Source organism: Serratia sp. Ag1, assembly GCF_000743355.1.
GTDB lineage: Bacteria > Pseudomonadota > Gammaproteobacteria > Enterobacterales > Enterobacteriaceae > Chania.
Genome location: NZ_JQEI01000030.1, coordinates 77,872 through 91,228 on the forward strand (window position 1 = coordinate 77,872; position 13,357 = coordinate 91,228).

Below are 13,357 nucleotides of genomic sequence, written 5' to 3' on the forward strand. Positions count from 1 at the left end.
TTCAAAATTGCTGCCGTTCACCCTGTTCCATCACGATAAACTTCACGCCCAACTCATTACCCTGCTCCAGTTGCTGTTTGATGGCGGCACGCACATCCTCGCCCTGCTTGAAGCTGGGTTTGATATGGCTGATCACTACCGGCAGATCTTTCAGCGAGCCCTCTCCCCCGCTGTATTGCTGTAAGTTTTTCAGCTCTTTCAGCAACCAGGCAGGGGTCAGATGACCATAGAGCGATTTATCTTCCACGCCGTTAGGGTAAGAAGTTTCGATAATCATGCCTTTCAGCTTCTTCTGCTCAATCAGCGGCCCCAACGCCCGCCAGATGGTGTCCAGATTGCGCGACTGTTCCAGCGCATCCGGGCCAGTATCGCCAAAATAGGCGAATAAACCTTCACGATCAGAAACCAATAACATCGAGGAAGGGTAACGATCGTGGCTGAGCGGATACATGACGCCGCTCAGCCCCGTTAACCCTAAGGTGAAACGCTGCTGGGGGCGCACCGTCTGCAAGCGGTAAGTCCCCAACCGGGTGCCATTACCCGCATCGGTAAAATTGGGCCAGGCCTTCCAGTTGAAGTAGTGATTGCGCAACGTCAGAACGGTATCCGCCTGCGCATAAATGGTTTTCTTCTGGTCTTCCGGTGAGGCAATAATCAGCCCGGCGACATGATCCAAGTGCGCATGGCTGATAAAGTAACTATCAATAAGCTGGCGGAACACGTACCCCTGTGGCGTATAAGGGGCCGCCAGTTCAGGCGTCACCTGTGGGAAGCTGCCATTCTGCAACCCTTTGGCGATGCCCGGCAGCAGTGAACCGGCATCCAGTGCCAGATATTGCGTTTGGTTGTCGCTGCGGATCAGGTAAGAGGTCAGATTGCCATCGCTGACGCCGCCGTCGACGCCCAGCGCCACTACGTCAAAACCCGCCATTGCCAGTGCAGAGTAGCCGCTCAGACACAGCGCCAGCATTTTTTTCATCATCAGGGAGCTCCTTGGTATTGCTTTAACATCCCTCTCGCTTGGCCGCTTCGAAAGCCGCCAACGTCTCTAACCGGGCCTGTTTGTGATCGACAATCGGCAACGGGTATTTCAGCACGCGCCGCTGTTTTTCTGCCCAGCGATGGGGTTGATGAATGTCATTGTCCGGTACATCCGCCAGTTCAGGCAACCACTTGCGAATAAAAGTGCCTTGTGGATCAAAACGTTCACCCTGTGTCGTCGGGTTGAAAATGCGGAAGTAAGGTGCCGCATCCGTACCGGTAGAAGCCGCCCATTGCCAGCCACCGTTATTGGCGGACAGATCGCCATCCAGCAGTTGAGACATGAAATAACGCTCACCGGCACGCCAATCGATCAACAGATCCTTTACCAAAAAGCTGGCGCTGATCATACGCAACCGGTTGTGCATCCACCCGGTTTGATTCAGTTGACGCATCGCCGCATCAACGATCGGGTAACCGGTCTGGCCCTGTTGCCAAGCCAGTAGCGCCTTATCATCAACCTGCCAGCGCACCTTATCGGTCCATGCGATAAAGGGACGATGCTTGCATAACGCAGAATGCGCCACCATCAGATGGCGATAAAATTCACGCCAGATCAGTTCGTTCAGCCAGCAGAAAGCGCCGCTTTCGGTGTTTTCTAGCACATCCAGGCATTCTGCCCGTAACCGGTTAAAACACTGGCGCGGGGATAACACGCCAATGGCCAGATACGGCGACAAGTTGCTGGTGCCTGCGATGGCAGGCAAATCGCGCTGTTTCACATAGTCCTGCACCTGTTCACGGCAAAAACTGCGCAACCGTTGCAGCGCCGCTTCTTCACCTGCCGGATACGCCTCCCCAAACTCCATCAGCGGATAATCGAACGCTTCTGGCACGGTAACGTTCAGCGCTTCACCACGAGCGCGGGGGGCGGGTACTGAACTGACATCAGACTCCGTCAGGCGTTGGATAAACGCCCGGCGAAACGGCGTGTAAACCTTGAACATCTCCCCACCGCCAGTAAGCACGCTGCCCGGCGGTAACAGCAAACTGTCGTCAAAACTGTGGCAAATCACGCTCCCAGCCAGCCGTTGTTCAAGTTGAGCATCACGCTGGCGCTCGTTAATTTCATACTGGCGGTTGTAAAACAGCGCGCTAACCTGCCGTTGCTGGCAAAAATCCACCAACCAGGCCACTGATTCTGCAAAGTCATGGCACTGATGGCCAATCAACGCGATACCGCGCTCCGCCAGCGCCTGTTGAGCCCGCAGCAGGTTGGCATGGATAAAGGCAGCCTGACGTGGGGCCATCTCATGCTTGCGCCATTGGCCCGGGGTGGCAACAAACACCGCCAATACGTTAGCATCCGGATCGCTACAGGCCGCATGCAACGCTTTGTTATCGGTAATGCGCAAATCATTGCGCAACCAGACCAAATGGGTCTTCATAATCTTCCCTTCTGATTAATGACCATAACGCAAGCGCAGCGCTTCCGGGTAGGGTTCAAAATAGCGCTGCTGCGCCAGATAACTGTCAGGATATTCAGCCATGTAATGCTTTATCAGCGTGATCGGGGCCAGCAATGGTTGCATCCCCTGGCGATAACGATCGATCAATTGCGCCAGTTCCTGACGCTGAGCGGAACTCAGCTCACGGCGGAAATAGCCCTGCACGTGCATTAATACGTTAGTGTGATTACGCCGGGTGGCTTTGTGTTTTAACAACGCCATCAGACGGCTGCGGTATTCCACAGCAAACTCTTCCAGTGACGCCCATTTTTCAATCCCAGCCACAAAGCGGCCAAGTTCGCGATATTCAGGTTGTGAATGCGCCAGCAATGAAAGTTTATAACGGCTGTGGAAAGCGATCAGCCCACCGCGCGTCAACCCTTTCCGCCACAACATATTCAGTTCATAGAGTGCAAATACCCGCTCGACAAAGTTCTCACGCAGCACCGGATCGCTCAGGCGGCCATCTTCCTCTACCGGCAGCCACGGCATCTGGCGCATCAGTTCGGCAGTAAATAAGCCGACACCGCTTTTACGCGCCCCTTCACCGTTTTCGCCATACACTTTAACCCGCTCCATACCGCAACTGGGCGATTTGGCGCAGACGATATAACCGCATAACTCCTGCAGCTCAGCAACGCGCTGCTCAGAGAACTGCTGCATCTTGTCGGTGACATCGACTGTGCTGTCGTTACTGTTGCACAGCAGGATCTGTTGCTGTTTCTTCACCAGCCGCAATGCGGGCCGTGGCGCAGGTAAGCCTATCGCCATTTCAGGGCAAATTGGCTCGAAACGAACATAGGGAGCCAATTGATCTACGGCAAAATCGAAGCGCTTATGCCCACCGTCGAAACGCACCGGCCCACCTAACAGACAAGCACTGATCCCCACTGGAATTTTTTCATTCATATTCGCGCCCCAAGAGGTTAGATGATGCAAAAAGTGTAGAGGAATTCGCGCGTTAGTACGACCTTGTCATGCAGAAACAAAAAACCCCCGCCAAAAAGGACGAGGGTTTCAGTGTAGAGCGGCTACTGGTAATCAATAGAAATCGCCAGATGCGGCCTCTGCCTGCTGCAACCAGACCGGTTTGTCACTGGTTTTTGACCAGACGCGATGCAGATAGCTGTAAAAACGGGCGCGATCTGAACGGAACAACATTACCGGCAAAGTGAGCAGCATCGCCAGCAGCACTGCGCTGCGGCGCAGGAAGATCCGATGCAGTGGATAGGCGTGATAGTTAGACATGCGAACCTCCTTGAAAGCACCTGCAACGGAACTATCAGGAACCGTATGGATGCAAAAATAGATAATCTGAAAACTGTACAAAATTTTACCGCAATTATTGTAATTTTACTACTGATCAGACCACTAAATGAGGCAAAAAATCACCAACAAAACCGCAATCGCGTAATTTTGTTACATGAAAGTTAACAAAAAATTCAACATTGGTTAGAAAGTATTAGACGTTCTGTGTCATCCACATAGTCTTAAAAAATACAAAACCTTAAAAAAATAGAAATAAAACCGTTTTTCCTGACATATCCTACAAGTTTTTTACTTATATAAATCCACACTAAAAGTATAACAATAAAATAAATCCATAAATGATAGAGAAAGAACAACAGATAAAATTCCAGCAACCAGATCGCAGATAATTCTCACTTTAAGAGCAGGGTTATTTAGAAAGATCTTAAAAAATTCCGTCACTAGAAATAATTTGAACATATACTTTTAAAGTAATAACACCTGCGTAAAAACCAAAAGGTAGCCTTTGTATGATTAAGTTACAGCAATTGAAGATTTTTCAAATGGTCGCCGACTTAGGAAGTATAAGGGCAGCATCAGCAGCACTGCACCTTACGCAACCGGCGTTGACTCGCAGCCTTAAAGAGCTGGAAGCCTCGCTGGAGGTTGACTTAATCATAAGAGGTGCAAATGGTATTACGTTGACAGAAGCGGGCAAAATATTTAAGTTTCGTACGGAGCAAATACTCAGGGATCTTGAGTCAACAAAAAATGAAGTTCGGGAGGTGGTAAAATTCCGCAACCGCAGCATCTCATTTGGCTTTTCCTCATCGCTCACTTACACCGTGTTACCCAACACCATCAAACGTTTTCAGGGCTACTTCCCCGAAATCGAGATTAACCTCATCGAGGGGCAACTGACGGAATTGCTGCCCAAAGCACGTACGGGAGAGTTGGATTTCTGTATCTCTGTTATTTCAGATAGTATATCGCTCAGTGATTTTGTTATTGATTCCTTTTTTAGCATGCCTTTTTATATTATTGCCCGGAAAGGGCATCCGCTAGAAAAATGCTTATCCATAAAAGAGCTTGCCTGCGCAGATTGGTGTTTACCCTCAAATTCATTTGGTTATCAAAAAGAAATCGAATCAATAATATTCCAGTGCAAAACAAGCAAGAAAATCCTTCGGGGGGATTCCAGTGAAACCAGATTCAGCATGGTTTTAAATACTGATTATATTACAATCTCACCTGCTGCTGTCTTTAATGATTACTTACTTAAAGATAACTTAGTCATTATTAATGTTAAAGAAAAAATACCTAACGCATTATACTGCGTGATACACCAGAGTAAATTCCCGTTATCTCCAGGAGCTAAATGGTTGATTGATGAACTTAAATCCAGCATAAAAGAGCATTGTGATTATTGGGGCACTGATTGTGATTTTCCAAAGTAATAGGCACTGGTCTATACCCTAAATAGTTCGAGTTACTCGCGGTGGCTTAGAGCCATCCCAATAGGCTCTTAATCCAGGCCGAGTAACGCACGCTCTGTAGCTGCTTAACTTTCAGCCATTTTTACACTTTCTTTATACCGCGCTGCGTTATTTTTTCATCTTCTTTCCACCTTATTCCCTACACTCAGCTTATCAAAAATTACTCATCTGGAGGTGTCCCGTGAGTTTCAGCGTTATTGGTGGTGCGCTGCTGGTTCTGCTGCTGTTGGGTTATCTGATTTATGCCCTGTTTAATGCGGAGGATTTCTGATGGCCGCTTCAGCCTTTTTACTGATCGCCAGCTTTATGCTGGTGCTTCTCTTGCTAGCCCGACCTCTGGGCAGCTTTATTGCGCGCCTGATCGAAGGTGAGCCACTGCCGGTGCTGCGTCATTTTGAAAGCACCGTCTGGCGCTGTTGCGGTAATAACAGTGCTGAAATGAGCTGGTGGCAGTATGCCTTGGCCATTATGGGGTTCAACCTGCTGGGTTTAGTGCTACTCTTGGCACTGCTGATGGCTCAGGGATCCTTGCCACTTAACCCGCAAGGATTCGCCGGGCTATCTTGGGATCTGGCGCTTAATACGGCAGTCAGTTTTATTACCAATACCAACTGGCAAGCCTACAGCGGTGAAAACACCCTCAGCTATTTCAGCCAGATGGTTGGGTTGACGGTGCAGAACTTCCTGTCTGCCGCCACCGGTATTGCCGTGGCCTTTGCGCTGATCCGCGCCTTTGCCCGCCGCTCCAGTGCCACTATTGGCAATGCCTGGATCGATATCCTGCGCATAACCCTGTACCTGTTGCTGCCGCTGTCGCTGCTCATCGCACTGTTTTTTGTCAGCCAGGGTTCACTGCAAAACCTGTTGCCTTATCTCCATCTCAATACCCTGGAAGGGGCGCAGCAGACGTTGCCGATGGGGCCGGTGGCTTCGCAGGAAGCAATCAAAATGCTGGGGACCAACGGCGGTGGCTTCTTCGGGGCCAACTCTGCGCATCCGTTCGAGAACCCAACGGTATTAACCAACTTTGTGCAGATGCTGGCGATCTTCCTGATCCCTTGCGCGTTGTGCTTTGCTTTTGGTCAGGTTGCCGGTGAAAACCATCAGGGCCATACGCTGATCTGGGCGATGGCGCTGATCTTCGTGATTGCCGTAGTGGTGGTAATGTATGCCGAACTGGCGGGTAACCCGCATCTGAGCACATTAGGCAGCGCCAGCAATATCAATATGGAGGGCAAAGAATCCCGCTTCGGCATTCTCGCCTCGAGTATGTTCACGGTGGTTACCACGGCAGCGTCCTGCGGCGCAGTCAACGCCATGCTCGACTCCTTCACCCCGCTGGGCGGCCTGGTGCCGCTGTGGTTGATGCAGATTGGTGAAGTGGTATTCGGCGGCGTCGGCTCCGGCCTGTATGGCATGCTGCTGTTCGTGTTGCTAACGGTATTCATCGCTGGCTTGATGATTGGCCGCACCCCGGAATATCTGGGCAAGAAGATCGATGTCTACGACATGAAAATGACCGCACTGGCGATCCTGGTTACCCCAACGCTGGTGCTACTGGGCACGGCGCTGGCGATAGCTACCGACGCCGGTCGCGCGGGCATGCTCAACCCCGGTGCACATGGTTTCAGCGAAGTGCTGTACGCCGTGTCTTCCGCCGCCAACAACAACGGTAGCGCCTTTGCTGGCTTAAGCGTCAATACGCCGTTTTACAACCTGTTATTGGCCTTTGCCATGTTTGTTGGCCGCTTCGGGGTGATCCTGCCGGTTCTGGCGATTGCCGGTTCGCTGTGCGTCAAAAAACGCCAACCTGCGGGCAACGGAACGTTGCCGACTTACGGGCCACTGTTTATCGGTCTGTTAATCGGCACCATTCTGCTGGTAGGCGCATTGACCTTCGTACCCGCGCTGGCATTGGGCCCGGTAGCCGAGCATTTACAGCTTTGGTTGGCAAACTCACAGTCATAGAGAGAATAAAACGATGACTCGTAAACAACGTGCGCTGTTTGAGCCCGCCTTGGTGCGAACCGCGCTGCTTGATGCAATGAAAAAGCTGGATCCGCGTGTGCAGTGGCGCAACCCGGTGATGTTCGTGGTGTACATCGGCAGTCTCCTGACCAGCACCATCTGGTTAACCATTCTGGCCGGTAAAACCGACGGCAACGCCGCTTTCACTGGCAGTATCTCGCTGTGGTTGTGGTTTACTGTGCTGTTTGCCAATTTTGCCGAAGCCTTGGCAGAAGGCCGCAGTAAAGCTCAGGCAGCCAGCCTGAAGGGCACCAAAAAAACCAGTTGGGCGAAGAAACTGGCCAACGCCAAACGCGATGCGGCCAGCGAGAAAGTCTCAGCCGAAAGCCTGCGCAAAGGGGATATCGTACTGGTGGAGGCCGGTGACACCATTCCGTGCGATGGCGAAGTGCTGGAAGGTGGCGCCTCGGTGGATGAAAGTGCCATCACTGGCGAATCAGCACCGGTGATCCGCGAATCCGGCGGCGATTTTTCGTCCGTTACCGGCGGGACGCGCGTGCTGTCTGACTGGCTGGTGGTGCAATGCAGCGTGAACCCGGGTGAAACGTTTCTCGATCGCATGATCGCCATGGTGGAAGGGGCCAAACGCCGTAAAACACCGAATGAGGTGGCGCTGACCATTCTGCTGATCGCCTTGACCATCGTCTTTGTGCTGGCAACCGCCACTCTGTTCCCTTATTCACAATACAGCGTGGAAGCCGCAGGCAGCGGTACCGTAGTCTCGATCACGGTACTGGTGGCGTTGCTGGTTTGCCTGATCCCGACCACCATCGGTGGGTTGCTGTCCGCCATCGGCGTAGCCGGGATGAGCCGGATGCTCGGGGCCAACGTGATCGCCACCAGTGGCCGGGCAGTAGAAGCCGCTGGCGACGTCGATGTGTTGCTGCTGGATAAAACCGGCACCATTACTCTGGGTAACCGCCAAGCCTCGGAGTTCCTGCCCGCCCCCGGCGTCAAAGAGCAGGAACTGGCCGATGCCGCACAGCTTTCCTCATTGGCAGATGAAACCCCAGAGGGCCGCAGCATCGTGGTGCTGGCGAAACAGCGCTTCAATCTGCGTGAACGTGATCTGCAGGCCTTGAACGCCACTTTCGTCCCCTTCTCGGCCCAAACCCGTATGAGCGGCGTTAACGTGCAGGATCGGATGATCCGCAAAGGCGCGGTAGATGCCATTCGCCGCCATGTGGAATCGAATAACGGCCACTTTCCGCGTGCTGTTGACGATCTGGTGGAAAGCGTAGCCCGTACTGGCGGTACACCGCTGGTCGTCGCAGAAGGGCCGCGCGTGCTGGGCGTCGTGGCGCTGAAGGATATCGTCAAAGGCGGCATCAAAGAGCGCTTTGCTGAACTGCGCAAAATGGGCATCAAAACGGTGATGATCACCGGGGATAACCGCCTGACCGCTGCGGCTATCGCCGCCGAAGCCGGTGTGGACGATTTTCTGTCAGAAGCCACGCCTGAAGCCAAGTTGGCGCTGATCCGCCAATATCAGGCCGAAGGCCGCCTGGTTGCCATGACCGGCGACGGCACCAACGATGCGCCCGCGCTGGCACAGGCCGACGTGGCGGTCGCCATGAACTCCGGCACTCAGGCAGCTAAAGAGGCAGGCAATATGGTGGATCTGGATTCCAACCCCACCAAACTGATCGAAGTGGTGCATATCGGCAAGCAGATGCTGATGACGCGCGGTTCACTGACCACCTTCAGTATCGCCAACGATGTGGCGAAATACTTTGCCATTATTCCGGCGGCCTTTGCGGCGACCTATCCGCAATTGAATGCGCTGAACATCATGAATCTGCATTCGCCCTCATCTGCCATTATGTCGGCAGTGATCTTCAACGCACTGGTGATTGTGTTCCTGATCCCGCTGGCGCTAAAAGGGGTGAGTTATAAAGCACTGAGCGCGGCGGCACTGCTGCGGCGCAACCTGTGGTTGTACGGTTTGGGTGGCCTGCTGGTGCCGTTTGTCGGTATCAAGCTGATCGATCTGCTGCTCACCGCGCTGCATATGGCCAGTTGAGATAATGAGGAAATAATGATGTCTTACTTACGCCCTTCATTGGTGATCTTGCTCCTGCTGACGCTGATCACTGGCATCGCTTACCCACTGCTGACTACCGGGCTGTCACAGTTGCTGTTCAGCCGTACCGCCAACGGCTCGTTGTTATATCAAGGCGACAAAGCCGTCGGTTCCGCCCTGATCGGCCAGAACTTCTCCAAACCGGGGTATTTCTGGGGCCGCCCTTCTGCTACTGCCGATTCGGCCTATAATGCCATGGCATCCGGCGGCAGTAATTTGGCAACCACCAACCCGGCGCTGGATAAAGCCATCGCCGAGCGGGTGAAACAACTGCGCCAAGCTAACCCGACCATGAGTGGGCAAATTCCGGTCGATCTGCTGACCGCCTCCGGCAGCGGACTGGATCCGCAGATTTCTGTGGCGGCAGCGCAGTACCAGTTAGAGCGGGTAGCCAAAGCCCGTCAGTTGCCTACGGAGCAGATCGCCAAGCTGATTACAGAAAACACCGAACGTGCCACCCCCAATTTTATGGGTGAATCTGTAGTCAATGTGCTGAAGCTGAATCTGGCGCTGGATGAGCTGAAATAAGCGTTTGCATCGGAATACAAGGAACTTGCAATGGTGGATGAAGAACAGCAACGCCCCGATCCTGATAGCCTGCTGGCGTTAGCCAATGAAAAACCGCGTGGCAAGCTGAAGGTATTTTTCGGTGCCTGCGCCGGGGTGGGCAAGACCTATGCGATGCTGCAAGAAGCGCAGCGCCAACGCGCGCAGGGGCTGGATGTACTGATTGGGGTGGTTGAAACCCATGGCCGCAGCGAAACCGCCGCGTTGCTGGAGGGGCTATCGATCCTGCCACCAAAGCGAATCCAGCACCGTGGCCGCCTGTTGCACGAGTTCGATCTGGATGCGGCTCTGGCGCGCCATCCGGCGCTGATCCTGATGGACGAGCTGGCACACAGCAATGCCTATGGTTCACGCCACCCCAAGCGCTGGCAGGATGTTGAAGAACTGCTGGATGCCGGGATTGACGTGCTGACCACCGTGAACGTGCAGCATCTGGAAAGCCTCAACGACATCGTGGGCGGCGTGACCGGGGTGCGCGTCAGAGAAACGGTGCCCGATCACGTTTTTGATGAAGCCACGGAGGTGGTGCTGGTGGACTTGCCACCGGACGATCTGCGTCAACGGCTGAACGAAGGCAAAGTCTATATTCCTGGCCAGGCCGAGCGGGCCATTGAGCACTTTTTCCGTAAAGGCAATCTGATCGCTCTGCGCGAACTGGCATTGCGCCGCACCGCTGATCGCGTTGACGATCAGATGCGTGCTTTTCGCGACAGCCAAGGGCAGGAAAAAGTCTGGCATACCCGCGACAGCATCCTACTGTGTGTCGGCCATAACAGCGGCAGTGAAAAGCTGGTGCGTATCGCTGCCCGTTTGGCGGCTCGGCTCGGCTGCCACTGGCATGCGGTTTATGTAGAAACCCCTAAATTACATCGCTTACCGGAGAATCAACGCCGGGCGATTTTGCGTGCGCTGCGCTTGGCGCAGGAGCTTGGAGCAGAAACCGCCACGCTCTCTGATCCTTCGGAAGAACGTGCCGTACTGCGCTATGCCCGCGAACATAATCTGGGCAAAATCATCATAGGCCGCCGGGGTGAGCAGCGTTGGAAAATGCGCGGCAGCTTTGCCGATCGGCTCGGCCACCTCGGCCCGGATCTCGATCTGGTGATTGTGGCCTTAGAAAATGACGTTCCGTTGCCGCAAAGCAAGGAGCATGATAACCGTACCTTCAGCGAGAAATGGCGATTTCAGCTACGTGGTTGTGCAGTGGCGGTGGCGCTGTGCGCCATTATTACCCTGCTTTCTCAATGGTTTTTGACCGGCTTTGATTCGGCCAACCTGGTGATGATCTATCTGCTGGGAGTGGCCATCGTCGCCCTGTTCTTTGGCCGCTGGCCATCGGTGTTTGCGGCGGTGATCAACGTCGCCAGCTTTGATTTGTTCTTTGTGCAACCGGAGTGGTCATTTGCCGTCAGCGATGTGCAATACCTGCTGACGTTTGCCGTGATGCTGACCGTCGGTATTACCATCGGTAACCTGACCGCCGGGGTGCGCTATCAGGCGCGGGTCGCACGCTATCGGGAACAACGAGCCCGGCATTTGTATGAAATGTCCCGTGGGCTCAGCCAGGCGCTGAGCAACGAGGATATTGCCAAAACCAGCCGCCACTTCCTTTCCAGCAGCTTCCAGGCAAAAATTCTGTTGTTGTTACCCCAGGAAGACGGCTCCTTGAAACAGATGGCCGGTGAAGAAGGTGGTTTACTGTCGGTAGATGAGGCCATCGCTCGCTGGAGTTATGACAAAGGTATGCCAGCCGGGGCTGGCACTGACACGCTGCCAGGCGTGCCTTATCAGCTCTTGCCGCTTAAAACGTCCAAGCAAACCTTCGGTCTGTTGGCGATCGAACCCACCAATCTGCGCCAACTGATGGTGCCAGAACAACAGCGCTTGCTGCAGACCTTTGCCGTGCTGATTGCCAGCGCCCTGGAACGCCTGCATCTGGCGCGCAGTGCCGAAGCGGCTAAACTGGATGCCGAACGCGAGCAACTGCGTAACTCACTGCTGGCCGCCCTTTCACACGATCTGCGTACACCGCTTACCGTGCTGTTCGGTCAGGCAGAGATCCTGACGTTGGATCTGGCCGCCGAAGGCTCCAAGCATGCCGCACAGGCCAGCCAGATCCGCCAACAGGTGTTGAGCACCACCCGGCTGGTGAATAATCTGCTGGATATGGCGCGCATTCAGTCTGGGGGTTTTAACCTGCGCAAAGAGTGGCAATCATTAGAAGAGATCGTCGGCGCATCGCTGCATATGCTGGAACCGCTGCTGGCCCAGCACGAAATCAAAGTTGAGTTGCCGCCAGAAATGGTGCTGATTAACTGTGATGGCAGCCTGCTGGAGCGGGTATTCACTAACCTGTTGGAAAACGCCAATAAATATGCTGGGGCGGAGGCAATGATTGGGATTCGCGCCCGCACGCTGCCAGACTGGCTGGAGGTGGAGGTGTGGGACAGCGGCCCCGGCATCCCGGCAGATCAGAAGCAGCTTATCTTCGACAAGTTCTCCAGGGGTAATAAAGAATCCGCTATTCCTGGCGTTGGCTTGGGATTAGCGATTTGTCGTGCCATTATTGAAGTACATGGTGGCCGCATCTGGGCAGAAAACGGGGCGAATGGTGGTGCCAGCTTCCGCTTTATGTTGCCGCTGGAGGCCCCACCCGAAGTGGATAATGAAGACTTTGACCTAAAAGAGGTACAGTGACCACAACACCCACCAACATTCTGATTGTTGAAGATGAGAAAGAGATCCGCCGCTTCGTGCGTACCGCGCTGGAAAGTGAAGGTTTGCGGGTATTCGAAAGCGAAACGCTGCAGCGTGGGCTGATCGAGGCTGGCACGCGCAAGCCGGATCTGATTATCCTCGATCTGGGGTTGCCGGATGGCGACGGGTTGAACTATATCCGCGATCTGCGGCAATGGAGTGCTATTCCGGTGATCGTGCTTTCTGCCCGCAATGCAGAAGAAGACAAGATTGCTGCACTGGATGCCGGTGCCGATGACTATCTCAGCAAGCCGTTTGGCATCGGTGAATTGCTGGCCCGCGTGAGGGTGGCACTCCGACGCCATTCAAATGGCCAGCAGGAAAGCCCGTTGGTGACATTTGCCGAGATTACCGTCGATCTGATCAACCGCCGCGTATTGCGCAACGATGAAGATTTGCATCTGACGCCTATCGAATTCCGCTTACTGGCCGAACTGCTGGCCAACTCCGGCAAGGTGCTCACCCAACGCCAGTTATTGAGCCACGTTTGGGGGCCGAATTACGTCGAGCATAGCCACTATCTGCGGATTTATATGGGCCATCTGCGGCAAAAACTGGAGGCCGATCCGGCGCGCCCCAAGCATTTACTGACTGAGACCGGCGTCGGTTATCGCTTTATGCCCTGAAGATATGTAAGGAAAAAGCGCTGTAAAAACACTTCAGACTACTGACAAAGCTCGTTATTAGGG

The 13,357-nt window shown here is 53.8% G+C and carries 11 protein-coding genes; 7 read left to right on the top strand and 4 right to left on the bottom strand.

Annotated features, from left to right (window positions below):
* Position 1 precedes the first annotated feature (1 nt).
* The 4 genes from IV04_RS18305 to IV04_RS18320 form a co-directional block, all read right to left on the bottom strand.
* Positions 2 to 982: an MBL fold metallo-hydrolase gene (locus IV04_RS18305; RefSeq protein WP_037398272.1), complete on the bottom strand. Its 981-nt coding sequence runs from the start codon at positions 980 to 982 to the stop codon at positions 2 to 4.
* 22 nt (positions 983 to 1,004) lie between these two features.
* Positions 1,005 to 2,429: a deoxyribodipyrimidine photo-lyase gene (phrB, locus tag IV04_RS18310; protein WP_037398273.1), complete on the bottom strand. Its 1,425-nt coding sequence runs from the start codon at positions 2,427 to 2,429 to the stop codon at positions 1,005 to 1,007.
* Positions 2,430 to 2,444: 15 nt separating this feature from the next.
* A complete protein-coding gene (locus IV04_RS18315; RefSeq protein WP_037398275.1) occupies positions 2,445 to 3,398 on the bottom strand; it encodes a 2-thiouracil desulfurase family protein in 954 nt (317 codons plus the stop codon).
* Between the two features lie 132 nt (positions 3,399 to 3,530).
* Positions 3,531 to 3,737 carry a YbfA family protein gene (locus IV04_RS18320; RefSeq protein ID WP_037398277.1) on the bottom strand — a complete coding sequence of 69 codons (207 nt, stop codon included), beginning with the start codon at positions 3,735 to 3,737 and terminating at the stop codon, positions 3,531 to 3,533.
* Positions 3,738 to 4,267: 530 nt separating this feature from the next.
* Here IV04_RS18320 and IV04_RS18325 point away from each other — a divergent pair.
* From IV04_RS18325 to kdpE, 7 genes are all read left to right on the top strand, one after another.
* On the top strand, positions 4,268 to 5,194 hold the full coding sequence (locus IV04_RS18325; protein WP_051916859.1) for a LysR substrate-binding domain-containing protein: 927 nt from the start codon (positions 4,268 to 4,270) through the stop codon (positions 5,192 to 5,194).
* Positions 5,195 to 5,414: 220 nt separating this feature from the next.
* On the top strand, positions 5,415 to 5,504 hold the full coding sequence (locus IV04_RS18330) for a K(+)-transporting ATPase subunit F (RefSeq protein ID WP_037398280.1): 90 nt from the start codon (positions 5,415 to 5,417) through the stop codon (positions 5,502 to 5,504).
* A complete protein-coding gene (kdpA, locus tag IV04_RS18335) occupies positions 5,504 to 7,201 on the top strand; it encodes a potassium-transporting ATPase subunit KdpA (RefSeq protein WP_037398282.1) in 1,698 nt (565 codons plus the stop codon). The genes IV04_RS18330 and kdpA overlap by 1 nt, the downstream gene beginning before the upstream one ends.
* 13 nt (positions 7,202 to 7,214) lie before the next feature.
* A complete protein-coding gene (kdpB, locus tag IV04_RS18340; protein WP_037398284.1) occupies positions 7,215 to 9,284 on the top strand; it encodes a potassium-transporting ATPase subunit KdpB in 2,070 nt (689 codons plus the stop codon).
* A gap of 18 nt (positions 9,285 to 9,302) precedes the next feature.
* Positions 9,303 to 9,872, top strand: coding sequence for a potassium-transporting ATPase subunit KdpC (kdpC, locus tag IV04_RS18345; RefSeq protein WP_037398291.1), 570 nt, complete (start codon positions 9,303 to 9,305; stop codon positions 9,870 to 9,872).
* 30 nt (positions 9,873 to 9,902) lie between these two features.
* Positions 9,903 to 12,608: a two-component system sensor histidine kinase KdpD gene (kdpD, locus tag IV04_RS18350; RefSeq protein ID WP_037398294.1), complete on the top strand. Its 2,706-nt coding sequence runs from the start codon at positions 9,903 to 9,905 to the stop codon at positions 12,606 to 12,608.
* Complete coding sequence (gene kdpE / locus IV04_RS18355) at positions 12,605 to 13,294, top strand: two-component system response regulator KdpE (RefSeq protein ID WP_037398297.1); 690 nt, start codon at positions 12,605 to 12,607, stop codon at positions 13,292 to 13,294. Before kdpD ends, kdpE begins: the two co-directional genes overlap by 4 nt.
* Positions 13,295 to 13,357 lie beyond the last annotated feature (63 nt).